At 64.2% G+C, this 25958-nt stretch carries 22 protein-coding genes; 15 read left to right on the top strand and 7 right to left on the bottom strand.

Going from position 1 to position 25958, the window contains the following annotated elements; genetic code table 11:
* Positions 1-93: 93 nt before the first annotated feature.
* From ABIB99_RS02945 to ABIB99_RS02960, 4 genes are all read left to right on the top strand, one after another.
* A complete protein-coding gene (locus ABIB99_RS02945) occupies positions 94-306 on the top strand; it encodes a hypothetical protein (RefSeq protein WP_071915580.1) in 213 nt (70 codons plus the stop codon).
* Between the two features lie 311 nt (positions 307-617).
* Positions 618-1817, top strand: a complete 1200-nt coding sequence (locus tag ABIB99_RS02950; RefSeq protein ID WP_223153637.1) for a polysaccharide biosynthesis/export family protein — start codon at positions 618-620, stop codon at positions 1815-1817.
* A gap of 60 nt (positions 1818-1877) precedes the next feature.
* Positions 1878-2396 (top strand): hypothetical protein, encoded by a 519-nt coding sequence (locus ABIB99_RS02955; protein ID WP_354174829.1) that lies wholly within the window; start codon positions 1878-1880, stop codon positions 2394-2396.
* Complete coding sequence (locus tag ABIB99_RS02960) at positions 2396-3250, top strand: lytic transglycosylase domain-containing protein (RefSeq protein WP_354174830.1); 855 nt, start codon at positions 2396-2398, stop codon at positions 3248-3250. Before ABIB99_RS02955 ends, ABIB99_RS02960 begins: the two co-directional genes overlap by 1 nt.
* A gap of 48 nt (positions 3251-3298) precedes the next feature.
* On the opposite strand, the gene ABIB99_RS02965 is transcribed toward ABIB99_RS02960, so the two are convergent.
* Entirely contained in the window at positions 3299-3496 is a 198-nt protein-coding gene (locus ABIB99_RS02965) for a DUF4880 domain-containing protein (RefSeq protein ID WP_354174831.1), read from the bottom strand.
* 16 nt (positions 3497-3512) lie between these two features.
* Positions 3513-4301, bottom strand: coding sequence for an RNA polymerase sigma factor (locus ABIB99_RS02970; RefSeq protein ID WP_354174832.1), 789 nt, complete (start codon positions 4299-4301; stop codon positions 3513-3515).
* 178 nt (positions 4302-4479) lie between these two features.
* Here ABIB99_RS02970 and ABIB99_RS02975 point away from each other — a divergent pair, with 178 nt between their 5' ends.
* The 9 genes from ABIB99_RS02975 (at position 4480) to ABIB99_RS03015 (ending at position 15139) form a co-directional block, all read left to right on the top strand.
* Positions 4480-6273: a ShlB/FhaC/HecB family hemolysin secretion/activation protein gene (locus ABIB99_RS02975; protein ID WP_354174833.1), complete on the top strand. Its 1794-nt coding sequence runs from the start codon at positions 4480-4482 to the stop codon at positions 6271-6273.
* On the top strand, positions 6274-8214 hold the full coding sequence (locus ABIB99_RS02980; protein ID WP_502917478.1) for a DUF2341 domain-containing protein: 1941 nt from the start codon (positions 6274-6276) through the stop codon (positions 8212-8214).
* A gap of 4 nt (positions 8215-8218) precedes the next feature.
* Complete coding sequence (locus tag ABIB99_RS02985) at positions 8219-8623, top strand: ExbD/TolR family protein (RefSeq protein ID WP_027534659.1); 405 nt, start codon at positions 8219-8221, stop codon at positions 8621-8623.
* 9 nt (positions 8624-8632) lie between these two features.
* Positions 8633-9352 (top strand): energy transducer TonB, encoded by a 720-nt coding sequence (locus ABIB99_RS02990; RefSeq protein WP_231144468.1) that lies wholly within the window; start codon positions 8633-8635, stop codon positions 9350-9352.
* A gap of 52 nt (positions 9353-9404) precedes the next feature.
* Positions 9405-11219 carry a putative porin gene (locus tag ABIB99_RS02995; RefSeq protein WP_354174834.1) on the top strand — a complete coding sequence of 605 codons (1815 nt, stop codon included), beginning with the start codon at positions 9405-9407 and terminating at the stop codon, positions 11217-11219.
* A gap of 2 nt (positions 11220-11221) precedes the next feature.
* Positions 11222-11815, top strand: coding sequence for a hypothetical protein (locus tag ABIB99_RS03000; RefSeq protein ID WP_354174835.1), 594 nt, complete (start codon positions 11222-11224; stop codon positions 11813-11815).
* Positions 11812-12852, top strand: a complete 1041-nt coding sequence (locus ABIB99_RS03005; protein ID WP_354174836.1) for a peptidylprolyl isomerase — start codon at positions 11812-11814, stop codon at positions 12850-12852. The genes ABIB99_RS03000 and ABIB99_RS03005 overlap by 4 nt, the downstream gene beginning before the upstream one ends.
* A gap of 208 nt (positions 12853-13060) precedes the next feature.
* Complete coding sequence (locus ABIB99_RS03010; RefSeq protein WP_354174837.1) at positions 13061-14512, top strand: undecaprenyl-phosphate glucose phosphotransferase; 1452 nt, start codon at positions 13061-13063, stop codon at positions 14510-14512.
* Positions 14513-14776: 264 nt separating this feature from the next.
* Entirely contained in the window at positions 14777-15139 is a 363-nt protein-coding gene (locus ABIB99_RS03015; protein WP_354174838.1) for a helix-turn-helix domain-containing protein, read from the top strand.
* 43 nt (positions 15140-15182) lie between these two features.
* Here ABIB99_RS03015 and fcl read toward each other — a convergent pair whose 3' ends face one another.
* The 3 genes from fcl to ABIB99_RS03030 form a co-directional block, all read right to left on the bottom strand.
* Positions 15183-16160 carry a GDP-L-fucose synthase gene (gene fcl / locus ABIB99_RS03020; RefSeq protein WP_354174839.1) on the bottom strand — a complete coding sequence of 326 codons (978 nt, stop codon included), beginning with the start codon at positions 16158-16160 and terminating at the stop codon, positions 15183-15185.
* A complete protein-coding gene (gene gmd / locus ABIB99_RS03025; RefSeq protein WP_354174840.1) occupies positions 16141-17211 on the bottom strand; it encodes a GDP-mannose 4,6-dehydratase in 1071 nt (356 codons plus the stop codon). Before gmd ends, fcl begins: the two co-directional genes overlap by 20 nt.
* Positions 17212-17280: 69 nt before the next feature.
* Entirely contained in the window at positions 17281-19590 is a 2310-nt protein-coding gene (locus ABIB99_RS03030) for a polysaccharide biosynthesis tyrosine autokinase (protein WP_354174841.1), read from the bottom strand.
* A 917-nt stretch (positions 19591-20507) separates the two neighbouring features.
* On the opposite strand from ABIB99_RS03030, the gene ABIB99_RS03035 reads away from it, so the two are divergent.
* Both ABIB99_RS03035 and ABIB99_RS03040 read left to right on the top strand, forming a co-directional pair.
* Positions 20508-21962 (top strand): sensor histidine kinase, encoded by a 1455-nt coding sequence (locus ABIB99_RS03035; RefSeq protein ID WP_085400602.1) that lies wholly within the window; start codon positions 20508-20510, stop codon positions 21960-21962.
* Positions 21959-24946 (top strand): bifunctional [glutamine synthetase] adenylyltransferase/[glutamine synthetase]-adenylyl-L-tyrosine phosphorylase, encoded by a 2988-nt coding sequence (locus ABIB99_RS03040; RefSeq protein WP_354174842.1) that lies wholly within the window; start codon positions 21959-21961, stop codon positions 24944-24946. The genes ABIB99_RS03035 and ABIB99_RS03040 overlap by 4 nt, the downstream gene beginning before the upstream one ends.
* Here the strand turns inward: ABIB99_RS03040 and ABIB99_RS03045 are convergent.
* Together ABIB99_RS03045 and fdhD are read right to left on the bottom strand one after the other, a co-directional pair.
* Positions 24903-25139: a formate dehydrogenase subunit delta gene (locus tag ABIB99_RS03045; RefSeq protein ID WP_028151503.1), complete on the bottom strand. Its 237-nt coding sequence runs from the start codon at positions 25137-25139 to the stop codon at positions 24903-24905. The genes ABIB99_RS03040 and ABIB99_RS03045 overlap by 44 nt on opposite strands.
* Positions 25126-25956: a formate dehydrogenase accessory sulfurtransferase FdhD gene (gene fdhD / locus ABIB99_RS03050; protein WP_354174843.1), complete on the bottom strand. Its 831-nt coding sequence runs from the start codon at positions 25954-25956 to the stop codon at positions 25126-25128. Before fdhD ends, ABIB99_RS03045 begins: the two co-directional genes overlap by 14 nt.
* Positions 25957-25958 lie beyond the last annotated feature (2 nt).

Here is a 25958-nt window from a genome sequence, read left to right on the forward strand (position 1 = left end):
GGTCGGCAACAGGCTTCTGGGAGACGGGCAGTGGGCTGCTGTCCGTCCCATTTTGGAGACGGCCTGTCTGTAATTTTTGTTTTGGGGGTTGAAATGCGCGCGACGAATCCGACCGAACCGGTCTGCTCCGAGTCCGCGCTGCCTAGATTGAAGGCCAACGTCTACGATCTTGGACTGAAACAGGACGAGGACGGCCGGCTTCGCCGCATCAGAGATCTCGAGCACGAGAATGCATTGTTGATGCGTATGGTCTCGGAAACTCAGATCGAGCTCGCGCGCCTGCGCGAGCTGTTGTCCTCGAACTGATGTGATCCGGGGCCTTTTCGGCCGCCGGGCGCCGCGTCTTCGCCGATTTGAGCAATCGATGCACCCGAGCGACAGCTGCGGGGGCGGTGACACGTTCGGTTGACCGATTCCGTCGGGTTCATCGGCCGCGGGATTTGTGGCCCTGAAGTCTCGTCGGCTGCCGTGCTCGTTTTCGCAGATGCGTTGCGCCGAGCGTCTACTCAGCAGGAACCGCACATCACCTGCGCCGGCGGCGCGGGAGGCATGCTCCGCCGCGAGGCGTCCCGCAAGCCGGTCCAGGTGTGCGTCAGCTTGGTGTGAAACGAACGGTCATGCGATTTTCGAAGTTCTTGTTGATCGCATGCTGCCTGATCTCGTCGGCCGTGCTCGGCGGCTGTGGGTTCATTCCGATGTCAGGACCGGCAAGTCTCGACATCAGGAACGAGAACACGACGGTGCTGCCCTTTGCGGTGGTTAAGCTCAATCCCGAGGTCCTGCAGGTGCTCGAGAAATACGAGCCCAACGGACTATCCGGAAATCTCGCGGACACGCGTCCGCCCTCGAGCATCAAGTTCGGCATAGGCGACGTCATCAGCGTCACGATCTTCGAGGCCGCGGCGGGCGGGCTCTACGTGCCGCTGGAAGCCGGCGTACGCCCGGGTAATTTCGTGAATCTGCCCGATCAGGCCGTCGACAACGACGGGAACATCACGGTGCCCTATGCCGGCCGGATCCGTGCCGCGGGCCGCACCAATGTGCAGGTTCAGGAAGACATTCTTGCCCAGATCAAGAAACGCGCGATCGACCCGCAGGTCGTGGTGACGTCCAGCCAGCAGCGCTCCTCGCTCGTCAGCGTGTTCGGCGAGGTCAGGACGCCGGTGCGTTTCCCCATGCCGTCGGCTGGCGCGCAGGACCGCATCACCGACGCGATCACGCGGGCGGGCGGCATCAGCGGCGCCGGCTGGGAGACGTGGGTCGTGCTCGAGCGCGGCGGAAAGCGCGCCACGGTGCCGTTCGGCAATCTGGTCTATTTCCCGGCTAGCAACGCCTTCGTGCAGCCTGGAGACCGCCTTTATCTCTACCGTGAGCCGATGAAATTCATCGCGTTCGGCGCCACCGGCCAGCAGGGCGAGTTCAATTTCGATGCCTGGCGTATCAATCTGACGCAAGCGGTCGCGAAGGCGCGCGGGCTGCTCGACCTCCAGGCCGATCCGGCATCCGTCTTCCTCTATCGCCGCGAGCCGCGCGAGGTGGCGCAGCGGCTCGGTGTCGACTGCTCCAGGTTCGACGGCGATTCCGTGCCGATCGTCTTCAACGTCAACTTCCAGGATCCGGCCGGATATTTCATCGCCACCAAGCTATCGATGCGTCCGTTCGACGTGCTCTACGCAGCCAACGCGGCGCAAGTGGATGTCACGAAGGTTCTGACCTTCATCAACACGGCGCTCGTGACCGCGGAGAGCGGAGTGAGCCTCGTCAACAACATCCGCTTCCCGGGGCCGACATCCTCGACGACCACCGTCTTGCAGTGAAGCCGGGCCGGGCATTCTGATGATGGAGGCGGAGGAGGCGTCTTGACGGCGGGTCCGCAAATGTTACTCATCGTGCAGGATACGATCCGACGATATCGAATTATGTTAATGCTCGCCCGCGGCCCGGCCAACGAACCTGCCGGTTGGTGGAGGAACGGGGCTATGAGCCGAGTTTTGCATTGGTCTGCGCGTACGGGGGGCCGCGCTCTCGCGGCCGGTCTCGTCGCGCTCGCGGCGGCGGGAGGTGCGGGGGCCCAATCAGCCAATCCGGGCAATCCGCCGGTGGAGCGGCAGGGCACAATCATCGGCGGGCAGGGGACGAAGCCCACATACGAGCGCTGCGTCGATGTGCAGATCGGAAACGAGAGCGCGTTCGGTTGCATCAATCAGCAGCTCAAGCGCGAGGTCAACAAGGTCAATCCTTCGCTCAACCTGCCACCGGTCGACGCGCGTTCGTCCGACGTGCGTGTCGGCAACCCGAACGAGGCGGCGATTCGCCAGCAATATGGCTCAAATTACGGTCGTTCGGCCGTTCCCTTTAGGCCATCCGCTCCTGCCATCGTGCCGCCGCACCGCTGATGCCTGGATCCGCTTCACATCTGCAAGCCAGTCGAAGCATACGCTGGTCGTGGCGGGTCGCGGCGCTGTGCCTGCTGATCGTCGCGAGCGGCGAGGGGCGCGCCCAGGAGCACGAAGACGGCAGCAAGGCCGAAATCGGCCACGTCGCGGCTTCCGTGGGCGACGCGGATGATGGCGCTGTGGAGCCTTTGGCGCTGGAGCCGTTTGCACCGCGCCCGCTTACCGCCGCCGATTTCCCTCCCGCAAATCCGCTGCTTGCCAATTTCACGTACCGCACAAACGCCATGTTCGGCCGCGACTGGCGCGCCGGCCGTGCCGAGTACCGGCAACTGGTCGAGCGCGAAGCGCTGGCTTTCGGCCTGCCGCCCGCGCTGGTCGATGCGGTGATGGCGGTCGAGAGCCGATACAATCCCGCCGTGGTCGGCATGGACGGCGAAGTCGGGTTGATGCAGGTGATGCTGCCGACTGCACGGATGATGGGTTTTGCCGGGACGCCGGCTGAGCTGGCTTCGCCCGAGGTCAACGTGCATTACGGCGTTCGCTATCTCGCCGGTGCCTGGCGCCGGGCCAACGGCGATCTCTGCACCGCGACGATGAAATATCGCGCCGGCCATGGCGAGACACGATTCTCGAATCTGTCGGTCGAGTATTGCACGCGCGTCCGCGCGCATCTGGCGGCCAACGGCGTCGCCGTCACCGGCTCCGTTCCACCACCGACGTTCGGACGGACTTCGGCGAGCGGCGCGCCCGCACGTGGTCGCGTCCTGACGGGCGGGAGCAAGATCAATTTCGCTGCTCTGAACACGCGCCTGCGCGGCGTAGCCGACCGCAAGACGCCGTCTGATTTGCATTGACAGGCTGCAGGGGCAGGAACCTGCGGCTCGCAGGTCGGGCCTGATGCATTAGGTGCGCGCTTTGCCCTTCGGTGCGCGCCGCCGCCGGCTTGCCGGCGCGGGACGGCCGGTCGCAAGCGCCTGGCCGATGGCGCGCCAGCACTTTACCGCATCGCGGAAGGCATTTTCATGCGCGGCACTTCGCCCGCGCCAGTCCATAAGCTGTTCGGCATCTGCAAGCGTCGCCTCGCCCGACTTGAGGCGCATGATCCATGAAAGGGCTTCACGGATTAAGGGATCCAAGTGATCGACCTGATGGCTTCGCTTCGTCACGATCCAGCGCTTTCCCGCACACGCCGGGCGTGAGCGGATGCTCGCGATCGGCATATCTATGTACGTAAGACGAAGCTGGACGCTGAAAACCGAATTTGGTCCGCACGGGACGTTTGAGACGATCAGCGCAATGCTCGACTGCCTGCTTGAGGTCGGTCTCGACAGTGCGGACGGTGACGCCGAGAAGGGCCGCGATCTCTCGGTTCGGCATGCCGTCGATGCGCGAGAGCATCAGCACGCGTCGGCGGCGCTCGGGAAGCTCGGCGATTGCGTGCCTGAGCAGATTGACCTCGGAGCGATCCTCGATCACGCGCGCGGCGTCGGGCCGGTCGTCGGGAATTTCGAGCAGGGCATCGACCTCGTCGACGGTGAGGCGGCGCTTCTCGGCGCGGCGGCGGTCCGCAGCGATATTGAGCGCGATGCGGAATAAATAAGCCTTCGGGCTGCGCACCGGCCCAAGCCCGCGCATGCCTTCGAGACGAAGGTAGGTTTCGTTGAGCGCTTCCGAAGCAAGGTCCGAGGAGCCCAGTCGGCGCGTCAACCTGCGATCGAAGTCGACATACTCTGCGAGCAGAAGCGTCCGCAAGCTGCTGATGCTGTCGATGGTCATGCTACGCCCCACTTCACTCAGTCCCCAATTTGTGGCCGGACGGTAGTAAGGCCGCACAACGGTAATGTGACGAACTGTTATCGAGTAACAGGCATCGAGTGATAGTGGCGTTATGTTGCGTGAAATCATCACACGGACGATCGAGCGGTGTCGCGAGCATCGTAAAAAAGTTTTCGCTGCGCCTGCGCGCACAACGTCTATCGGATAAGGCCCTCGCAGACCGGCGTCTCGGTCGGTTTCGGGCTGTCCGAAGGACGCTGCGGTCGCCGAAGGGCGTCTGCAATGCGAGCATGATATCGAGGCTGAGGTGAATTCGCGTCGTCTGTATCATAATGGCGCGCGCCGTCATGCGCCGCCGCCGCTGCGCGCTGTGCGGAGTGGTCGGTCTGATGCGGCATGTGCCTCGCGTCTCGCTATCTGCGGATTGATCATCTGCGCGATCTGCACGAAGCCGGCCGCGGCGAAATCCGAGGCCGACGCGAGCAAGCCAGCTGCGGCGAAGCCCGCTGCTGCTGCGCCCGCAAACGCCAAGCCGGCCAAGAGTGAGGCGGAGGCGGCCAAGCCGGCAGCACCGGAAACCCGTTTCGATATCGACGAGTATCGTGTCGAGGGCGCGGACAATCTGCCGCAGATCGAGATCGAGGCTGCTGTCTATCCCTTCCTCGGTCCGGACAAGAGCTCGCAGGATGTCGAGAAGGCCCGCGCCGCGGTGGAGAAGGCCTATCACGACAAGGGCCTTCAGACCGTCAGCGTGGCCGTGCCGCAGCAGGATGCGCAGCGCGGCTTCGTCGTGCTCAAGGTTACCGAGAACCGGGTCGGACGCCTCCGCGTCAAGGGCTCGCGTTATTTCGACCTCGACAACGTCAAGAGCAGCGCGCCATCACTGAAGGAAGGAACGCTGCCGAATTTTCAGGACGTCACGAAGGACATCGTCGCGCTGAACCGCTGGCCGGACCGGCGCGTCACGCCGGCGCTGCGAGCTGGCGTCGCGCCCGGCACCGTCGACGTCGATCTCAACATCGAGGACACGCTTCCGCTCCACGGCAGCATCGAGCTGAACAACAAGCAGAGCCCGAGCACCACGCCGCTGCGTACCAGCATCTCGATGCGCTACGACAATCTCTGGCAGCTCGGTCACTCCATGACCTGGACATACCAGGTCTCGCCGATGAACCCGAAGGACGCCATGGTCGTGTCGGGGTCGTACCTGGCGCGAACCGAAATCGACTGGCTCAGCGTCCTCGTCTACGGCCTGACCTCGGACAGCTCGGTCGCGACAGTCGGCGGCTCGAACGTTGTCGGCCCCGGTCAGGTGGTCGGTGGACGTGCGGTGCTGACGCTGCCGTCCAGGGGCGAACTGTTCCACACCCTGTCCCTCGGGGTCGACTACAAGGATTTCAAGCAGTCGCTCAAGCTCGGCTCCGATGCCTTCGACTCGCCCGTGACCTATGTGCCGCTCGTCGGCACCTATGGCGCAACCTGGCAGGGCGAGGGGCGGCTCACGCAGCTCAACGCAACGATCACGGCAGGCTTGCGCGGCATCGGCTCCAGCCGCGACGAGTTCGACGCCAAGCGTTTCGACGCGACCGCGAGCTTTATCACGCTGCATGCCGACATCTCGCACACTCAGGATTTCGCCGGCGGGTTCCAGCTCTACGCGAAACTGCAGGGACAGGCGGCGGATCAGCCGCTGGTGTCCAGCGAGCAATTCAGCCTCGGCGGACAGGACACGGTGCGCGGCTATCTCGAATCCGAGGTGATCGGCGATTACGGCGTCGCCGGGACGCTGGAGCTGCGCACGCCCAATCTCGCACAATATCTCGAGCAGAAGCTGCCCAATCCGCTCGGCGAATCCATCAAGTACAACGCCTTCGACGACATTCGTTTCTTCGCTTTCGCCGACGGCGGCAATACCAGAATCCACAAGCCGCTCATCGATCAGGAATCGCATTTCGACCTCGCAAGCTACGGAGTCGGCATGCGCATGAAGGCCCTTCGCTACCTCAACAGCATTGTTTTCGTCGGTATGCCGCTGACCAGCCAGCAGGTCACCGTCGCCAATCATCCACGGTTCAGCTTTCGGGTCTGGGGAGAATTCTAGATGTCACTCCTTCGCTTTGGATCACGCCCCGGACTTCGCCTGAGCGCGCCGGTGATGCTCGCGTTCGTCTTCCTCGCCGCGCTGTGGCCGTCGCCCGCGACGGCGTGGTGGAACGATCAGTGGACGCTGCGCAAGAAGATCACGATCGACACCGGTCCGTCCGGTGCAGGGATCAGCGATGCCATCGGCACCACGCCGATTCTCGTGCGACTGCATGTCGGCAATTTTCGCTTCGGCGGGGCAAAGGAGGACGGCGGCGACCTTCGCTTCGTTGCCGGCGACGACAAGACGCCGCTCAAGCACCATGTCGAGAAATACGACTCGCTGCTCGGCGAAGCGCTGGTCTGGGTCGGCGTTCCCGATCTGAAGCCGGGTACCAAGAACGACATCTGGCTCTACTACGGAAACCAGAAGGCGCCGACCGCGGTCGAGGCGAAGGGCACCTACGATCCCGACACCCTGCTGGTCTATCATTTCAACGATCGCTCGACGCCGGCGCAGGACATCACCGCCTGGGCGAACACCGCCCAGAACGCGGTCCCGGCTGCTGACGGCGCCATCATCGGGCAGGGCGCGCGCCTCGACGGGCAGACTGCGCTTACGCTTCCCGGCTCGCCCTCGCTCGTGACCGCGGAAGGCGGCGAACTGAGCTGGTCGCTTTGGATCAAGATGACTGCGCTGCAGCCGGGCGCAGTGTTGTTCTCTCGTAGCGAGGGCGCGAACGGGCTGACGGTTGGGCTGGACAACGGTGTGGCGTTCGTGGAGGTCACGAGCGGCGGCAATACGCAGCGTGCCGCCGGCGGGGCGGCGATCGCGGCCGGGACCTGGCACCAGGTCGCATTCACGGCGAAGGGCGCCCAGATCATCCTTTACGTCGACGGCAGCCAGGTCGCGACGCTTGCTGCGGCCCTGCCCACCATGACCGGCGTGTCGCAACTCGGTCGCGCCGCTGCCGCGGCAGCTCCCGCCGCGGATGCAGCCGCGCCCGCAGCTGACGCGGCTCAGGCGACGCCGCCTGCGGCCGTGCCTTCTGGCTCTGCCGCCGGCTTTGCCGGTGACGTCGACGAGCTTGCGATCGCGAAGGTCGCGCGCTCGGCCGGGTTCATCAAGCTGTCGGCGGTCGGGCAGGGACCCGACCAGGCCAAGCTGATCTCCTTCAGCGTCGACGAGGAGAACGCGGGCTGGTTCAGCGGCGGCTATTTCGGCGTGATTCTGCGCTCGGTGACGCTGGACGGCTGGGTCGTCATCGGCCTGCTCGGGATCATGGCGTTGATCAGCTGGTACGTCATGGTCGATCGCATCTCGTATCTGAACCGCGTCTCGGCCGGCAACACGATCTTCCTCAAGCATTTTCGCGAGACCTCGACCGACATCGGAGGGCTGCTCCAGCTCGACAATCAGGAGAACGATCCCAGCTTCGGGGGCGAGCTCGGCAAGAAGCAGCGCAAGGTGGTTCATGCCGCGCCGCTCTACCGCCTGTTCGCGGCCGGTGCGCAGGAGATCCGGCGCCGCTTTGCTGGCGGCGGTTACCGTCGGCTGTCGCCGCAGGCCATCCAGTCGATCCGCGCCGTGCTCGACAGTGGCTACGTGCGGGAGAGCCAGCGCCTCAATCGCCTGATGGTGATGCTGACGATCGCGATCTCGGGCGGCCCGTTCCTCGGCCTGCTCGGCACAGTGGTCGGCGTCATGATCACTTTCGCGGCGATCGCAGCCAGCGGCGACGTCAACGTCAATGCGATTGCGCCGGGTATCGCGGCCGCGCTGGTCGCCACCGTCGCGGGCCTCGGCGTCGCGATCCCCTCGCTGTTTGCCTACAACTACCTGACGATCCGCATCAAGGATGTCAGCAGCGAGATGCAGGTCTTCGTCGATGAGTTCATCACGAGGATCGCTGAGTCCTACGAATTGCCGGAAGAGCCGGTGAAGCAGGCGGCGGAGTGAACCCATGCAAGTCCAGTCCGAAAGCAAGCCGTACGACGACATCAACATCACGCCGATGCTCGATCTCGCCTACGTGCTTCTGGTGATCTTCATCATCATGACCACGGCGACCGTGCAGGGCATGAAGGTGAACCTGCCGAAGGCGAGCGCGGCGCCGAGCCTCGCACAGCAGACCACCAAGGCGATCACGGTCGCCAACGACGGCAAGCTGTTCCTCGACACCATTCCCGTGACGCTGCCCGAGCTCGAGCAGCGACTGGTGCAGCAGCGTGCGCTGACGCCCGAATTCCCGATCGTCGTGCGCGGCGACAGCCAGACCCAGTACCAGAACGTCGTCGACGTGCTCGATCTGCTCGGCCGCCTCAACTTCACCCAGGTCGGCATGGCGACCAAGCCGTCGGCGCGATGAGACTGGACGATGGCGTGGGACGACGACAGCAACGACGACGACGGCCCGCCGGCATGGCGGCGCTATCTGCTGCTCGGCGGCTCGGCGCTGGTCGTGATCACGTTGGTGGTCGGCGTCGTCATCATGGTGATGAGTGGCGACAAGGATCCGCCGCGCAAGGTGAACGAGCTTCAGGTGACGATGGTGCTTCCACCGCCGCCGCCTCCGCCACCACCGCCGCCCCCGCCCGAGCAGCAGCCGGAACAGCAGCCCGAGCAAAAGGTGATGGAGCAGACGCCGGTCAAGGATGTCGTCGAGGAGAAGCCGGTCGACATTCCAAAGGACGCGCCGCCCGATGCCGGACCGGATCCGACGCCGGGGCCGCCGGATCTCGGTCTCGGCACCGGGCCGGGCAGCGGCGGCTTTGCACAGGGCAAGGGACGCGGGGGCGGCGGAGGCGGCGGCAACAGCCGCTTCGGCTGGTACGCGAGCATGCTGCAATCGCAGATCGACGCGGGACTGCAGGCGAATGAAAAATCTCGCGACGCCGCGTTCCGCACCGTCGCCAGGGTGTGGCTCGACAGTTCGGGCCGGGTCAGTCGCGTGCAGTTGTCGCCATCGACGGGCGACGGTGCGCTCGACGTGGCCATCCGCGACCAGGTGGTGGGCGGCCTGCGCGCACGCGAGCCGCCGCCAAAGGACATGCCGATGCCGATGATCATCCGCCTCACGGGCCAGAACCGGGGGTGAGTGCGGTGAGACGAGTGACTGTGAGTGAGTTGAGAGCAGAAGAGGTGATGTCATGTGGCGTGAAATGAAGACGCGAGAACTGGCAGCGACGGCAGCGGTGCTGCTTGCGCTCGCAGTCCCCGCCGCGGCGCAGGACGACGGGATGCCGCAGGGCAAGCGTCCGACCGTCTCGCGCGACGCGCCGCCTTCATCGAACGCGACGGTCAATCTGATCAATCTGCTCGTGAAGCAGGGAACGTTGAGCGAGGAACAGGCCGCGGTCCTGGTCAAGCAGGCCGACGACGAAGCCTATGTCGCCCGCCAGGCGACGCGCGACGCCGCGGCCAAAGCGGAAGGCGCGGAGAAGAAGGCGACGAGCGCTGCCGACGCAACGTCGCCGCCCGGCACCAAGCGCGTCACTTACGTGCCCGAGATCGTCAAGAAGCAGTTGCGCGAGGAGATCAGGGCCGAGGTGATGGACCGCGCCCACAAGGAGAATTGGGCTTCGCCCGGCAAATATCCGGAATGGGCGCAGCGGATCCGATTCTACGGCGACATCCGCGCGCGGTATGAGGGAGATTATTTCCCGGCCGGAAATGCGCCGCTCACCAATTTTAGCGCCATCAACACAGGGTCGCCATTCCAAGAGGAGAGCAACGCCCCGCCCAACCCCTATTTCCCGCCGTCATACAATGTCTCGCAGGATCGCAATCGTTTCCGTTTCCGGGCCAGGCTTGGTGCCGACATCGATCTGTTCGATGGCTTTACCGCGGGTCTGAGGATCGCGACGGGTGAGAATAGCTCTCCGGTCTCGACCAATCAGACGTTCGGTGGCAATGGCGGAAATTTCTCCAAATATGCGCTGTGGCTCGATCGTGCGTTCGTCAAGTATCAACCCGTGCAGGATGTCGTGGCCTCGGTCGGCCGGTTCGATAATCCGTTCTGGTCGCCTACCGATCTGGTTTGGTACAAAGACCTCGGCTTCGACGGCTTTGCCGTGCAAGCCAAACATGAGATCGACGAGGGCTTCACACCGTTCTTTGTTGGCGGTGCCTTTCCGGTGTTCAACACCGATCTGAACGCCGGCCTGAACATCGCGGATCTGCAGCGCAACAATGTCGTACCGGTCAAGCTACCGAGCCGCGACAAGTGGCTGTTCGGCGCGCAGACGGGGTTCGCCGCAAGGTTCGATGCCGAAACCAATCTGACAATGGCGGTCGCCTACTACGACTTCACGAACGTGAGAGGGCGGCTGTCGAGTTCGTGTCTTGTGTATCTGGCGAGCGACACATGCGATACCGACCTCCTTCGCCCGAGCTTTGCCCAGAAGGGCAACACCTATATGAGATTACGCAATATTCCAGACGTGCCGATCCCGGTGCAGACCTTTGATTACCAGTACTATGGTCTTGCCAGCGATTTCCGGCCCGTTGTCGCGAGTGCTCAGCTTGACTTGACCCAGTTCAATCCGATCCACGTCATCCTCGACGCAGAATATATCTGGAACACCGCCTTCGATCGCGCAGCAGTCGCTTCCGTCGCCGTGAACAATCTCGGCTCAACGACAGACGGCAGCGCGAGCGTGTACAACGGCGGCAATCAGGGTTGGCTCGCGCGCATGACCGTCGGCAACAAGGAGATCAAGCATCTCTGGGACTGGAACGCGCATGTCGGCTACAAGTACCTCGAGTCCGACGCGATGGTTGACGCGTTCGTCGATTCCGACTTCGGCCTCGGTGGCACCAATCTCAAGGGCTATTTCATCGGCGGTAATGTCGGCCTCGGCGAGAACATCTGGGGCTCGGTGCGCTGGATGAGCGCGAACAACATCGCCGGCCTGCCGTACAAGGTCGACATCGTCCAGCTCGATCTCAACGCGAGGTTCTGATCATGCGGCTGTTGCGTCTGTCGTCAATTGCTGCACTGGCGCTCGTCGTCGCCTCGGCCGCCCATGCCGACCAGGAAAGCGATCGCTTGCGCGAGGCGCTGCGCAGCGCCACCGCGCAGGCGCGGGCCGCCGAGGATCAACGGGCCGCAGTCCAGGCCAAGCTGACCGCGGCCGAGCAGGAGCGCGACCGCCTGCGTAAGCAGATCGAGGGCTATCGCGCCCAGGTGAAGGAAGCCGAGCAGGCCTATCGCCAGGCGGTGAAGGACTTCAACGACCGGATCGCCGAGCGCGACGATTCCCTGGAGAAGTGGAAGGCCGCCTATGGTGAGGCGGCGAGCGTTGCGCGGACCAAGGACGCAGAGCGCTCCAAGTTCGAGGGCGAGGCGACGACGTGGAAGGCGAGCGCCAAGGCCTGCGAGGCCAAGAATGTCCGTCTCGTCAGGATCGCCGACGATACCGTTAAGCAATATGAGAAGATGGATCCGCTGGAGAAGGTGATCCACCACGATCCCGTGATCGGGTTCAAGCGGGTCGAGCATCAGAACGCCGCCCAGGATCTTCGCGACCAGATCATCGAACAGAAGGCCAAGCCATGACCCGGAACGTTTTCAAGCTCGTGCTGCTAGCCGGCGCGCTCCACGCTGCGGCATCATCGCCGGCACTCACACAGACGCGCAATCCGCCCCAGCCCGCAGTTCCGCGCACAACGCCTGCGCCGGCCATTCCGGCGGCGGCCCAACCAGCTCCTGCGGCGCAGGACAATGCGGCCGTGAAGGGCAGCGAGATCATCGCCCGCGTCGGCGACAGCGACGTCACCGCGGAAGAAGTGCGCGCGACCATCCAGCTTCTCGATGCGCGCCAGCAGGCTGCGATGGCGCGTGATCCGGCGCTGCTGAGCCAGACGGTGCGCGCGATCCTCGCCAACCGCCTGGTGCTCAAGGAGGCCGCGGCCAAGAAGTGGGACCAGCAGCCGGTCGTCGTGACGCAGCTTGCGCGCGCACGCGATACCTTGATCGTCGAGAGCTACCTGCAATCGGTCACGGCGCTCGGCGACAGCTATCCGAGCGAGGCCGACATCAAGAGCGTCTACGAGGCGAACGCCAGCGCGTTCCTCGTTCCCCGTCGCTTCCGCCTGGCCCAGATCGTGGTCAATCTCGCCAAGGACGCCGACAGGGCGGCCGAGGACACCGCGCGCAAGAAGCTCGATGACATCGTGCGGAAGATCAAGCAGCCCGGCGCGGAGTTCGGTCCGATCGCGAAGGCATTGTCCGACGATGCGGCAACCGCGGGGCGGGAAGGGGAGATCGGCTGGGTCGCCGAGCCCGATATGCGCAGCGAGATCCGTGGGCAGGTCACAGGCCTGCCGAAGTTGGGCATTGCCGATCCGATCCGGCTCGAGGACGGCTGGCACGTCCTGAAGCTGCTCGACACCGAGGCATCGCATACGCGGCCGCTGGCGGACGTGCGGGAGGCCCTCGTGCAGCGGATGCGGGCCGAGCGCATCGAGGCCAACCGCCGTGCCTATGTGGCGGAGCTCTTGAAGCAGACCCCACCCGTGGTCAACGAGATCGCGCTGTCCAGGCTGATCGAGCCCAAACCCGACGCCAAGCCGGACGCTGCGCCGTCGCGCTAGGCGAGCAATGACCTGAAGCGCGATGACGATTCAGCCTGATCTCATCGCGCTTGAGCACGCGGCGGATTGCAAATTCATGTCAATCGGATGACGAGGCGAAGGCGCCGTCATCCACGGATGATACATTGGTTAATCGACAGTAAAAGTATCATAATTATGGTACAATGCCCGTGGTATCCGGATCGCGAACCGACCCCGGGGGCGAATTGTGACCGATCTGACCAATGCGGGTGAGCCGATATCGGCGTTCGAGGGCCGATCGCGGGTCCGTCTGGCGATCCCGTTCAGCTTCATCGAGCCCTTGTTCGCGGCCGTCGACGGCTCGATCATCGTCGCAGCGGGCGCTATCGGCGGCATCGCCTATCAGGGCGCGCTTGGTGGCACCGCCGACGGCTCCTTCTATGCCGGGCTCGGTTTGGTGGCGAGTTTCGCCTATGTCCTGGTCGCGCATTTCCTCGGTCTCTACCGGTTGAACCAGCTGCTGGACGACGAACTCGACGGCGGGCGGGTCCTGGCCGGCTGGTGTCTTGCTGCTCTCGTCCTCGCGGTCGTGCTGTTTCTGTTCAAATCCGGCGGCAACGCCTCGCGTGGCTCGGTCGTTTGCCTCTTCGCGATCGGCGGCGCCGGCCTTCTCGTCGCGCGCTGGCTGGGGAAACGACGCCTTCGTTCGGCGCTTGTCGCCGGCACGATCCGCGGGCGGCGAGTGGTGGTGATCGGAACGCAAGGCGAGCTGGCCCAGTTCGGAAGGAGCGACCTGCTCGCCAGATTTGGCCTGCACGAGGTCGAGCGCATCATTTTGCCGAGAAACGAAGCGCCAAAACTCTCTGCTCCGGGGAGGCACGAAGACGAGCTGATGAAGCGCATACGGGAGGCCGCTGCCGAGGAGATCGTGCTCGCGCTGTCCTGGTCCGGTCCCCGCGACATCGAGGCTTTGCTCGACCGGTTGCGCGTCATTCCGCTTCCGGTGCGCCTGTTACCCGATCGCGCGGTGTCGACGGTGCTGCGCCACCAGACCTCGATGCCTCAACGGCTCTATATGGTGGAGGTGCAGCCGGCGCCGCTGTCGGTTCTCGATCGCCTGACCAAGCGGCTGCTCGACATCATCGTGGCGGCGACGTCGCTGGTCGTGCTGTCTCCCGCACTGATCTTCGTCGCAGTCGCGATCAAGCTGGAGTCGAAGGGGCCGGTGATCTTCCGGCAGCGCCGCCATGGCTTCAACGGCAAGCCGTTCGTGATCTACAAGCTGCGCAGCATGAGCGTCCAGGAGGACGGCGGCGCGGTCGTGCAGGCGACGAAGCAGGATCCGCGCGTGACCCGGGTCGGACGCCTGATCCGCCAGACCAGCATCGACGAACTGCCGCAACTCCTCAACGTGATCCAGGGCCATATGTCGATCGTCGGGCCGCGCCCGCACGCGCTGGTGCACGACTACGAGTACGGCAGCATGATCGCGAACTACGCGTTCCGCCATCACGTCAAGCCGGGAATTACCGGCTGGGCGCAGGTTCAAGGCTATCGCGGGGGCACGCCGCGGCTCGAGCTCATGGAACGGAGAGTTGCACTCGACTTATGGTATATTGATAATTGGAGCCTGATATTGGATATCCATATCATGCTGAAGACGGCGTTCGAATTGATCCGACCGCGCAACGCATATTGACCAGAGCTTCCCGGCCGCAATCGGCCTCGAAGCGGCCTCGTCGCACGAGTTAACATTGGTACATTTGGGAATGATCTGTTTGGCGGCGCGACCGGTTGGAGCACGGGACCGCGCTTTATGATGTCCGTCGCATCGGCGGACGCATGCGCTGACGGGGCAGCCGGCTGATAGCCGGTCCAGGATTTCTCGCTGGCCTATTGAAAACGTTCACGATTCGCGCTTACTAAGTCCGGACTGGCAAGATTCTGGCCGGAGAGGACCACGATGGTTGGCAAGAGGCATGCCTCGGAGGAGATTTCGGCCAAGCTGGCGCAAGCCAACGAACTTGCGGCCAAGGGGAAGACCCAGCGGGAAATATCGAAGGCGCTTGGCGTCAGCATCATGACCTACCACCGCTGGAAGAAGATGCCCGAGTCGTCCGAGCCGGTCGGTGGCCGGCGCGGCGAGGCCGATGGCCGGCCGCTCGGTTCGTCGGACGCCAGCAGTGTGGACACAATCAAGCGGTTAGAGCTCGAAAACGCGCAATTGCGACGTCTTGTGACCGACATGCTGCTGGAAAAGCTGAAATACGAAGAGGAGCTTCGGGCGCGCCAGGGAACGCGCTTGCGGCGCCCCGACAGCGGCTAGTGCCAGGACCGGCCTTTCGGGCCGCCCTATAATCCCTTCTCGTCTAGCGCAAGATCTCAGACAGCTGGCGTACCGCGGCTGGATGGCTCGACAGATACGCCGCGTAAGCGCGTCTCACACCGTCCTCGAGCGAGGTCGTCGCGCGCCAGCCGAGCTTGGCGAGCCGGCTGACGTCGAGCAGCTTGCGCGGCGTGCCGTCGGGGCGCGAGGTGTCGAAACTGATCTCGCCGCCATAACCGACGATGTCGGCTACGACCCGCGCGAACTCGGCGATGGTGATGTCCTCGCCGGTGCCGATGTTGACCAGCTCCGCGCTCGAATAGGTCTTCATCAGGTGCACGCAGGCATCCGCCATGTCGTCGACATAGAGGAACTCGCGCCGCGGCGTGCCGGTGCCCCACACGATGACGCTCTTTGCGCCTGCGACTTTTGCCTCATGGAAACGCCGGATCAGGGCGGCGACGACGTGGCTCAGCTCGGGGTGATAGTTGTCGCCGGGGCCGTAGAGATTGGTCGGCATCACGCTGATGAAGTCGCTGCCATACTGGCTGCGATAGGCCTCCGCCATCTTGATGCCGGCGATCTTGGCAATCGCATAGGGCTCGTTGGTCGGCTCGAGCGGACCTGATAGCACGGAATCCTCGCGCAGCGGCTGCGGCGCCAGCTTCGGATAGATGCAGGACGAGCCCAGAAACATCAGCTTCTCGGCGCCGTTGAGATGCGCGGCCTGGATCACGTTCGCCGCAATCGCGATGTTGTCGTAGATGAACTCGGCGCGCAACGTGTTGTTGGCGACGATGCCGCCGACCTTGGCCGCGGCGAGGAAGATCACTTGCGGCCGCGCTTTCGCGAACCAGTCGAACACGGCGGCCTGGTTGCAGAGATCGACCTCGCGCCGGTCGACCGTAACGAGCTGCACGTCCTCCCGCGCCAGCCGGCGCACCAGCGCGGCTCCGACCATGCCGCGATGGCCGGCGACATAGACGCTCTTGCCCCTCAGCTCAAACGGTGCGTTTGCCACTGCCAGCGTCCCGTTTTGCCTCGGCCAGATCGCTTGCCATCATCTCCTCGACGAGTTGGGCAAAGCTGCGCTTCGGCGTCCAGCCGAGCACCTCGCGCGCCTTGCTGGCGTCGCCGACGAGGAGATCGACCTCGGTCGGACGGAAATAGGTCGGATCGATCTTCACCACGGTCTTGCCGCTCGTCTCGTCGACGCCGGTCTCCTCGACGCCCTTGCCGCACCAGGCGATGCGGCGGCCGACATGGGCAAAGGACAGCTCGACCATCTCGCGCACCGAGCGCATCTCGCCGGTGGCGAGCACGAAATCGTCGGGCTTGTCGGCCTGCAGGATCCTGTGCATGCCCTCGACATAGTCCCTGGCATGGCCCCAGTCGCGCTTGGCTTCGAGATTGCCGAGATAGAGCGTCTGTTCCAGCCCGACCTCGATACGCGCGACGCCGCGGGTGATCTTGCGGGTCACAAAGGTCTCGCCGCGGATCGGGCTCTCATGGTTGAACAGGATGCCGTTGCTGGCGAACATGCCGTAGGCTTCGCGGTAGTTCACCGTGATCCAGTAGCCGTAGAGTTTTGCAACGCCGTAGGGCGAGCGCGGATAGAACGGCGTAGTCTCCTTCTGCGGGATCTCCTGCACCAGGCCGTAGAGCTCGGAGGTCGAGGCCTGGTAGAACCGCGTCTCCTTCTCCATGCCGAGGATGCGGATCGCTTCCAGGAGGCGCAGCACGCCGATGGCGTCGGCGTTGGCGGTGTATTCCGGGCTCTCGAAGCTGACGGCGACGTGGCTCTGGGCGGCGAGATTGTAGATCTCGGTCGGCCGGATCTGCTGCACCAGACGGATCAGATTGGTCGAGTCCGTCATGTCGCCGTAATGCATCAGGAACGGCACGTTGCCGACATGCGGGTCCTGGTAGAGGTGATCGACGCGCGCGGTGTTGAACGAGGACGAGCGCCGCTTGACGCCGTGCACGACATAGCCGAGCGACAGCAAATATTCGGCGAGATAGGCGCCGTCCTGACCGGTCACGCCGGTGATGAGAGCGATCCGCTTGCTCATCCGAGCGCTCGCTCCCGCCGCAGCGGTGATCCGGCGCGGCGCCCTCTCAGCATCAATTCAACGGCACCTCTAGCTGCCACTTCTGTAGTATCCATTCTGATAAACACCCGGCTGCTCAAATTTTTCGAGAACCCTCAGATCGGCCTTGTTCAGCACCACACCAAGCAGGCGATCGTGAAGGTCCGGCTCGGCTAGCAGATGGCGCCGCACCGCCTTGATCCTGGTGCTTCCCCATTCTACCACGAACACGAAGGAGTCGATCACCGGGACGATCGCACGCACGTCGACGACGGGTGCGATCGGCGGAAGGTCAACGATAACATAATCATAGCTTTCGCGCAGTCGATCAAGCAGGGTTCGAAATCCCTGCGAGGCCAGCACTTCGTCGGAATGGACCGGAGCTTCGGTCAGCAGCAGAGGCAGCAGCGCCAGTCCCGTGGCGGCGTCTCGGCCCGTGGCCTGTGCGAGATCGATCTTCCCGCTCAGCACCTCCAGCCATCCGGCTGACGGCCGTGGCGTGAGCGAGCGGGCAAGCGTAGGATTGCGAAGGTCTGCGTCGATCAGGATCACGCGTCGACCGGCATCGGCCAACAGCGACGCAAGGTTCGCGGCAACAGTGGATTTGCCTTCGCCCGCGACGGTCGAGGTTATGCCGATCAGCCTGTTCTCGCGGATGGTGGATTCCAGCCACGCTCTCATCTTGATTGCGCGAAACGCTTCGGTGAAGACCGAGATCGGATCGTCGACTGCGCGTCGCTTCAACGGATCGATGAATGCGTAATGGGGTGTATCCGCCGCCACGTTCTCCACGGTTTGCGGTGGCGGACCCAGTCGACCGGCCTCTGCATCGAAGCCGGTCGTGATCGATCGCGGAGGTGAGGATGCACGAGGTGCTTGTCCAGCCGCGAGCGGAATCACCGAAAGACAACGGACGCCCAATTCCTGTTCGGCCTGCGATCCCGTGCGGAAGACCCCGTCGACCGCCTCGCGCCAGGCTGCAATTCCAAAGCTCGCCATCAGGCCCATCGTGAGCGCGATGGCAAGGACGAATGACGCCACCGGCTTGCTCTTCTTCTTCGGCGCGACGGCTGGACTGATCACGCGTGCATCGGTGATCGGAAACGACTGCTGCTGTATCGCCTCCATATAACGCTGCAGGAAAGTGTCGTAGAGCGTGTGATATACCTTGGCCGAGCTTTCGAGCTCGGCCAATCCAAGCCGATCGCGGTTGGTGAGCTGGCCCTCGGATACCAGGCTGGCCAGCGACCGCTCCAAACTCTCTTCGCGCGTCTTGGCGATCTCGTAATCGCTCTTGTAGCTGCCAGCGATCCGTCCGAGCTCCCCGCGGATGTTTCGGCGCGTTTCCTCCATCTGGTCGCGCAGGTTGATCGCGGCCGTATGATCCGCACCATATCTCGTCGAGATGTTGGCCTCGCGCGCAGACAGGTCGACATACTGATTGCGGAGCCGCGTAATGACCTCGTTTTTCAGGATATCTGCGACGGCGCCCTCGCTGACGTCCATTTTCCGGACTTGCTCGATCCGGTCGAGCCGGGCCTTGGCCTCGCTGGTGGCGCCGCGCGCGGCGGCGAGCTGGCTGTTCAGTTCGAACAGCTGTTGTTCGCCGATGAGCCGGCTCGCGCTGCCGGCGGATACGTTCGGTCCGCCGAGGTCGACAATGTTGTTCTTTTCCTTGAACTCCAGGACAGCGCGATCGGCTGTCGCCGCCTTCGACTTCAGCTCGTTGATCCGGTCCTGCAGCCAGGCGCCTGCGCGGGTGACTGTCTGATATTTTGCGCCGAGCTGGTCGTCGATATAGGCCTCCGCGATCGCGTTGGTGACCTTGGCCGCGGTCTCGGGGCTACGCGACGTGTATGAGATGTTCAGCGCATAAGTCTTGTCGCCGCGCGTGATGGAGCGGTGGGCCAGAAACTCATCGAGCGCCCTCTGCTCACGTTCTTCCACCGTGTTTGAGGTGACGTTCGGACGCGAGAACAGGCTCCAGCCGCCGGCGAATTCCGGATCGTCGGCGAGCTTGAGGCTCCTTACAACGTCGAGTCCCAGCTTGCGCGACGCGAGAATTTCGACCTGGGAGCCCACCTGAAGCGTGTCGAGCGGAATATCCCCCTGCGGCTGCAACTGGTTCTGCAGGACCCGCAGCGTGCTGCTGTCGATCAAAAGCGTAGCGGTCGCGGTGTATTGCGAGGGAGTGATGAGCAGATAGAGCAGGCCGATGGCTAAGGCCACGGCTGGCACGATGAGAATGACCCGATACTGCCGCCGGGCCAGTCCGGACAGTTGGTCGATCAAGGCCGACATCGAGGACGAAGCTTCTTCCCGCCCACCGCTGTAGTTGACGCGGGTTCTGTGCAACGGCATGTCCATCGTCGATCACATCCTCGGCGGGCGGGCGGTTGCTCGGAGCAAAAAGGCGCTACCACGACCGCAGGGAAATTCCACCTGACCGGGGCATCTCACCCTGTCTGGTCCCAAGGGCAGCGGGAGAGGCATTGATCGTCGCATAACTCTACCAGCTAGGAGTATCTCGACTCATGGTCTTGCCATGACCGAGCCCGGCCCGCCGAGTTGTGACGCCAGCCCCCGTAACGTTGATGGCTTTCTCTAGCGAACAAATAATACACATTTGCAACAGTTTGATATGAACTGATGTAGGTGTGTCGTTCGATATGTTATGTGTTATCGCGGCGGACGACGCCGGATGTCACGCGCCGTCCTTTCGCGTCGGCGTGTCGAGGAAATGGCGCATCGGCCGGGGCGGGTTCCGTTCCGTGATCTCGCAAAGTTCAGTGGCTTGCGGTCCAAGCCTCACGTCTTGCCGGGACGCTGCTCGACGCGCGGATCGACGCCATCGCGTTTCAAGATGACCTTGTATTCGCGGGCATCGTTGGGCGCGCCGCCCAACGTCAGTACGTCGCGGCCGTGCTTCGCGTTCGCCGGTCCTGGCGAACACCATTTGCGCGCCGTTCACCGTCAAGGTCAGTGAAGCGGAAGGCCGCACCCGATCGCCGCTCCCGCCCATGACCAGATAGCCCAGCCGTCCGCATGAACGCCAGCTTGCAGGGATTTAACTTGGTTCGAATTGAGTGCCACTTTAACGTTCCATTCCGCTGACCAGATGCCTCGGAAGAGAGTCGCGCCAACTTGCCGCTTTTTCGCCAGAGACGGCCGGGAACTAGGCGGCGTAAGATGCGGTAACTGCTTGAAACAAAAGGGAATATGAGAAGTTGCTATGACCGGTGATAGCACGCGCAGCGCTCTGATTGGGTACCGGATCCGTGACGGCATTCGGTAAACTCGTCCGCACCACGGCATTCCGGCTGACGCTGGTCTACCTGTTCCTGTTTGCGATTTTCGCGGCCTCGCTGCTCGGCTATTTCGCCTGGAATACGCGGCGGCTGATCACCGAGGAAATCACGCAGACGGTCAATGCCGAGACCTCGGAGATCAACGAGATCTACGGCCGTCGCGGCCTGCGCGGCCTCGTGCTCGCGATCGAGTACCGGGCGCTGCGGCCGGGCGCCAACCTCTATCTCGTGACCACGCCGACCGGGCAGGCGATCGCCGGCAATGTCGGCTCGCTGGCGCCGGGCGTAATGGCGACGCGCGGCTGGTCGGAGACGGCCTACAAGCGGATCGAGGACGCCGACGAGCGCGACCATCGCGCGCTGGTGCGCGTCACCGAGCTCGAAAACGGTTTCCGCCTCCTGATCGGCCGCGACCTCGACGAGCGGCGGCGCCTGTTCGGGATCGTCGCCAAGGCCGCGCAATGGTCGATCCTGATCGTGGTCGTGCTGGGCCTCGGCGGCGGCATCTTCGTCGCGCGCCGCGTGCTCACGCGCATCGATGCGATGACCGGCACCGCGCAGCGCATCATGACCGGCGATCTCAGCGGGCGCCTGCCGGTGGGGCGCAGCGGCGACGAGCTCGATCGTCTTGCGGAAAACCTCAATGCGATGCTGGAGCGGATCGAGGCGCTGATGGCGGGGCTGAAGGAAGTCTCCGACAACATCGCCCACGACCTCAAGACGCCACTGACGCGTCTGCGCAACCGCGCCGAGGAGGCGCTGGCGAAATCGGGCAGCGAGACCGATTACCGAGCGGCGCTGGAGCGGACCATCGAAGAATCCGACGGCTTGATCCGCACCTTCAATGCGCTCTTGATGATCGCGCGCGCCGAGTCCGGCCAGGCGCGCGGCAACATGGATGATTTCGACGCCGCCGAAGTCGCGGGCGGCATCCACGAGCTCTACGAGCCGCTGGCCGAGGACGATGGCATGACCTTGAAGGTCAAGGCCGAGCCGACGCCGGTTCACGCCAACCGCGAGTTGATCAGCCAGGCGCTCGCCAACCTGGTCGAGAACGCGATCAAGTACGGCAAGCCGGTCGCGCAGACCGGTGGAACCGTGGTCAGCATGGACTCCAGGCAGATCATCATCGAGGCGAAGCGCGAGGGCGACCAGGTGCTGCTCAGCGTCACCGATCGCGGCCCTGGTATCCCCGAAGCCGACCGCAAGCATGTCGTCGAGCGATTCGTGCGGCTTGAAGCCAGCCGCACGCTGCCGGGCTCCGGCCTCGGTCTCAGCCTTGCCGCCGCGGTTGCGACATTGCATGGCGGAGAATTGCGGCTGGGTGATGCCCAGCCCGGCCTCGTCGCCACGCTGGTGCTCCCGGCGCGCGCCGGCGACAGGGTTGCTCCGCCAATGCAGGATGTGCCACAGAAGGTGGCATGAACCACTCCGCGCCGGGAAACGCGGACAAGCATGGAGAGGGCCTGGCCGCGCGCTTCGCGGAAGCTCCCCATATTGCCGCTTCCACAACTGATGAACGACGTCTTGAAAACTGGCTGGCCGAGCTTGAGCCGGTTCAATTAGCCCGTCTTGGCGTGTTGCTGGCTCATCCCTTCGCGCGGGATATTCTGGCCGGCATCGCAGAATTCTCGCCCTATTTGTTCGATCTGGTGCGCACTGACCCGCTGCGGCTGATCCGGTTGCTGGAATGCGATCCGGATGCGCATCTCGCCCTGCTGATCGCAGAGGCGAGGGACGCGGTGCTCGCGGCAGGCGACGAAGCCGAGGTGATGCGGCTGCTTCGCAGGATGAAGGCCGAAGCGGCGCTTCTCACTGCGCTGTGCGATATCGGCGGCGTCTGGCCGGTGATGCGGGTGACGGCGGCGCTGACCGATGTCGCGGTATCCTCGGTGCAGGCGGCGCTCCAGTACCAGCTGCGGCAGGAAGCCGCACGTGGAAAGATCCTGCCGCCCAATCCCGAAGCTCCGGAAGAGGGCTGCGGCCTGATCGTGCTCGCGATGGGCAAGATGGGGGCGGGCGAGCTGAACTATTCCAGCGACATCGACCTCATCGTGTTCTTCGATCCCGATGCCACGACGCTCGCGCCCGACATCGAGCCGCAGCCGTTCTTCGTGCGGGTGACGCAGGGCGTGGCGCGCATTCTCCAGCAGCGTACCTATGACGGCTACGTCTTCCGCGTCGACCTGCGCCTGCGTCCCGATCCGTCCTCGACGCAAGTGGCGATTTCGCGCGACGCCGCGCTGAACTATTACGAGCGGGAAGGGCGCACCTGGGAGCGTGCTGCGATGATCAAGGCGCGTGCCTGCGCCGGCGATGCCAAAGCGGGCGAGGCGCTGCTCGCCGAAATCGGGCCCTTCGTCTGGCGCAAGCATCTCGACTTCGCCGCGCTTGCCGACGTCCACGACATGAAGCGGCAGATGCAGACCTATCGCGGCCAGAGCGAGATCGCGGTCGAGGGGCACAACGTCAAGGTCGGCCGCGGCGGCATTCGCGAGATCGAATTTTTCGCGCAAACGCAGCAGCTGATCGCCGGCGGTCGCCATCCGGAGTTGCGGGTGCGGCCGACGCTCGCCGCGCTCGATATTCTCGCCACCAGCAACTGGATCACCTTTGCCGCGCGTGACGAGCTGACGATTGCGTATGAATTCCTGCGCCGTGTCGAGCACCGCCTCCAGATGATCGCCGACGAGCAGACCCATGCGTTGCCCGACGACAAGGAGGCGGTCGAGCGCTTTGCGCGCTTCTTCGGCTATCCGGATCGCGAAGCCTTTGCGCGCGACCTGTTGCGGCAGCTCCAGATCGTGCAGGGACACTACGAAAAGCTGTTCGAGGGCGATGACCCGACCGGCACGGCAAAGCTGCCGGCGCTCGACTACAGTGCAGGTCCTGACGATCCGCGCCTGCTGCAATATTTGACGACGCTCGGCTTCAAGAAGCCGGCCGCACTCGCGCAGACCATACGTGACTGGATCACAGGCGACTACCGCGTGTTCCGCAACGACCAGACGCGAAGCGCTTTCGTCGAGTTCGTGCCGGCCCTGATCGACGGCCTCGCGCGGGCCGAGGAGCCGGATCGCGCCGTCGTGGCGTTCGATCAGTTCCTCCAGGCACTCCAGCTTGGCGGGCGGCTGATCACGCTGCTCGGCCAGAACCGCGATCTCGTCGCGCTCGTGGCGCTGGTGCTCGGCGCGGCGCCGCGGCTCGGCGAGATGCTGGCGCGGAAGCCGCAGCTCATGGATGGCCTGATCGATCCCAGATTCTTCGGCGCGATGCCGGACAAGCAAGAATTGTCGGCGCGATTGGCCGCGACGGTGCGCGACGCCGACTCCTATGAGGAATTTCTCGACCGTCTCCGCCTGTTCGGGCAGGAGAGCCTGTTCCTGATCGGCACGCGCATTCTCTCCGGTACCGTCTCGGCGCAGCAGGCCAGCACGGCTTTCGCCGATGTCGCCGAAGGCATCGTCCACACCGTGCACGATCTTGTCGCCGAACGCTTCGCCGCCCAACACGGACGTATCAAGGATCAGGAGACCGCGATCATCGCGATGGGCCGGCTCGGCAGCCGCGAGATGACGGCATCGTCCGATCTCGACCTGATCCTGCTGTACGATTTCGACAGCGACAATCCGGACTCCGACGGGGCCAAATCGCTTCAGGGCGCGCACTATTTCGCGCGCTTCACCCAGCGCCTGATCAGCGCCTTCACCACGCGTACCAATTACGGCGTGCTGTACGAGATCGACATGCGGCTGCGCCCGTCGGGACGCGCCGGTCCGGTGGCGTCGAGCCTCGTCTCATTCGCGGACTACCAGGCCAACGAGGCCTGGACCTGGGAGCACATGGCCCTGACCCGCGCCCGCGTGGTATCGGCCTCGGATGAATTCCGTGAGCGGATCGAGCGTATCATCCGCGATGTCCTGACCCGCCGTCGCGATCGGGCGACCATTGCCAACGACGTCGCCGACATGCGGCGCGCCATCGCGCAGGAGAAGGGCGAGAGCGACCATTGGGATCTCAAATACGCTGCAGGCGGCATGGTCGATATCGACTTCATCGCGCAATATCTCCAGCTCGTGCACGCCCATGACAAGCCTGAAATTCTCGACGTCAGCACCCTTCAGGTTCTGGACAACGCCGCCAAGCTCAACGTGCTCCCGCAATCGGAGGCGGAGATCCTGCGCGCGGCGGCGCGGCTCTATCACGACCTGACGCAGATCCTGCGGCTCTGCGTCAGCGACGGCTTCAAGCCCGAGACCGCCGGCACCGATCTTCAGCGCGTGATGGCGCGCGCCGGCGATGCGCCCGACTTCTCGTCGCTGGAGGCGCGCGTGAAGGAAACGCAGAGCGAGGTGAGGCGCGTATTTACGGCGCTGCTGGAAGGGACGTCGTCTGCTTCAGCGAGGTAAGAGCCTCGCGCACGTTCGGCTCCAGGCCTGCGCCGCCCGCGTCGAGATGGGCGAAGATCGCGCGCTTCATCCGGGGATCCCAGAACTTCTTGATGTGGTCGGCGATTCCCGGCACGGCCTTGTCGTGGCCCTGGCTCTTGAAGAAGGTACCGATCTGGTTGGCCATGTAGACGAGGCGGTCAGGCGACGACATCGATAATCTCCTGAGCACGATGAGCCGTAACGCGACTCTGGTGCGTGAATACTTCAAACCCATCGCTGCGGGCAATCGCGATCAACGTGATGCCGGCGGCCTCCGCGGTGCGAACCGCGAGCGCGGTGGGCGCCGAGACGGCGACCAGCACCGGGGCGCCGATTGCGGCCGTCTTCTGCACCATCTCGACCGAGACACGGCTCGTCAGCAGCACCATGCCCACGCTAGCGTCCGTCCGGCTGCGCGCCAGCGAACCTGCGAGCTTGTCTAGCGCGTTATGGCGGCCGACGTCTTCGCGCAGGGCCACAATGCCATTCGATGGCGACCAGAAGGCTGCGGCGTGGACTGCGCGCGTCTGCATGTTGATCGATTGCAGGGGCGCGATCGCCTGCATCGCCGTCATGATCTGTTGCGGCGTGAAGCTGGACCCTGGTGGGACGACGGCCGCAGGCCGCACGGCCTCGGCGATTGAATCGATGCCGCAAATGCCGCAGCCGGTCGGGCCGGCAATGTGCCGCCGCCGCTCGCTGATGCGCGCGGCATCTTCCGACGCCAGCCACATGCGCAGCTCGATGCCGTCGTCGAGGCGGACCACCTCAAGTGACTTGACGTCATCGACCGACTTGATGATGCCTTCGTCCAGACTGAAGCCGACCGCAAAATCCTCGAGATTCTGCGGCGTCCCCATCATTACGGCATAGGTGCCGCCGTTATAGGTCAGCGCCAGCGGCGTCTCCTCCGGGATCAGGCGCGCGCCTTCGGACGCGACTCCGTCGCGCCAGATCTCGCGGTCGATGGCCTGGACCGGCACGTGCATGC

It is taken from the genome of Bradyrhizobium sp. LA6.1 (assembly GCF_040547805.1).
Taxonomy (GTDB): domain Bacteria; phylum Pseudomonadota; class Alphaproteobacteria; order Rhizobiales; family Xanthobacteraceae; genus Bradyrhizobium; species Bradyrhizobium barranii.

Bases quoted from the DNA above. Each gene is read 5' to 3' on its own strand.
- ABIB99_RS03045 (WP_028151503.1), bottom strand. From the start codon at position 25,139: ATGTCGTCGCCTGACCGCCTCGTCTACATGGCCAACCAGATCGGTACC.
- ABIB99_RS02945 (WP_071915580.1), top strand. From the start codon at position 94: ATGCGCGCGACGAATCCGACCGAACCGGTCTGCTCCGAGTCCGCGCTG.
- ABIB99_RS03005 (WP_354174836.1), top strand. From the start codon at position 11,812: ATGACCCGGAACGTTTTCAAGCTCGTGCTGCTAGCCGGCGCGCTCCAC.
- ABIB99_RS02960 (WP_354174830.1), top strand. From the start codon at position 2,396: ATGCCTGGATCCGCTTCACATCTGCAAGCCAGTCGAAGCATACGCTGG.
- ABIB99_RS02970 (WP_354174832.1), bottom strand. From the start codon at position 4,301: ATGATTTCACGCAACATAACGCCACTATCACTCGATGCCTGTTACTCG.
- ABIB99_RS02950 (WP_223153637.1), top strand. From the start codon at position 618: ATGCGATTTTCGAAGTTCTTGTTGATCGCATGCTGCCTGATCTCGTCG.
- ABIB99_RS03015 (WP_354174838.1), top strand. From the start codon at position 14,777: ATGGTTGGCAAGAGGCATGCCTCGGAGGAGATTTCGGCCAAGCTGGCG.
- ABIB99_RS03030 (WP_354174841.1), bottom strand. From the start codon at position 19,590: ATGCCGTTGCACAGAACCCGCGTCAACTACAGCGGTGGGCGGGAAGAA.
- ABIB99_RS02985 (WP_027534659.1), top strand. From the start codon at position 8,219: ATGCAAGTCCAGTCCGAAAGCAAGCCGTACGACGACATCAACATCACG.
- ABIB99_RS02980 (WP_502917478.1), top strand. From the start codon at position 6,274: ATGTCACTCCTTCGCTTTGGATCACGCCCCGGACTTCGCCTGAGCGCG.
- ABIB99_RS03040 (WP_354174842.1), top strand. From the start codon at position 21,959: ATGAACCACTCCGCGCCGGGAAACGCGGACAAGCATGGAGAGGGCCTG.
- fdhD (WP_354174843.1), bottom strand. From the start codon at position 25,956: ATGCACGTGCCGGTCCAGGCCATCGACCGCGAGATCTGGCGCGACGGA.
- ABIB99_RS02965 (WP_354174831.1), bottom strand. From the start codon at position 3,496: ATGCGCCTCAAGTCGGGCGAGGCGACGCTTGCAGATGCCGAACAGCTT.
- gmd (WP_354174840.1), bottom strand. From the start codon at position 17,211: ATGAGCAAGCGGATCGCTCTCATCACCGGCGTGACCGGTCAGGACGGC.
- ABIB99_RS03000 (WP_354174835.1), top strand. From the start codon at position 11,222: ATGCGGCTGTTGCGTCTGTCGTCAATTGCTGCACTGGCGCTCGTCGTC.
- ABIB99_RS02990 (WP_231144468.1), top strand. From the start codon at position 8,633: ATGGCGTGGGACGACGACAGCAACGACGACGACGGCCCGCCGGCATGG.
- ABIB99_RS02955 (WP_354174829.1), top strand. From the start codon at position 1,878: ATGTTACTCATCGTGCAGGATACGATCCGACGATATCGAATTATGTTA.
- ABIB99_RS02995 (WP_354174834.1), top strand. From the start codon at position 9,405: ATGTGGCGTGAAATGAAGACGCGAGAACTGGCAGCGACGGCAGCGGTG.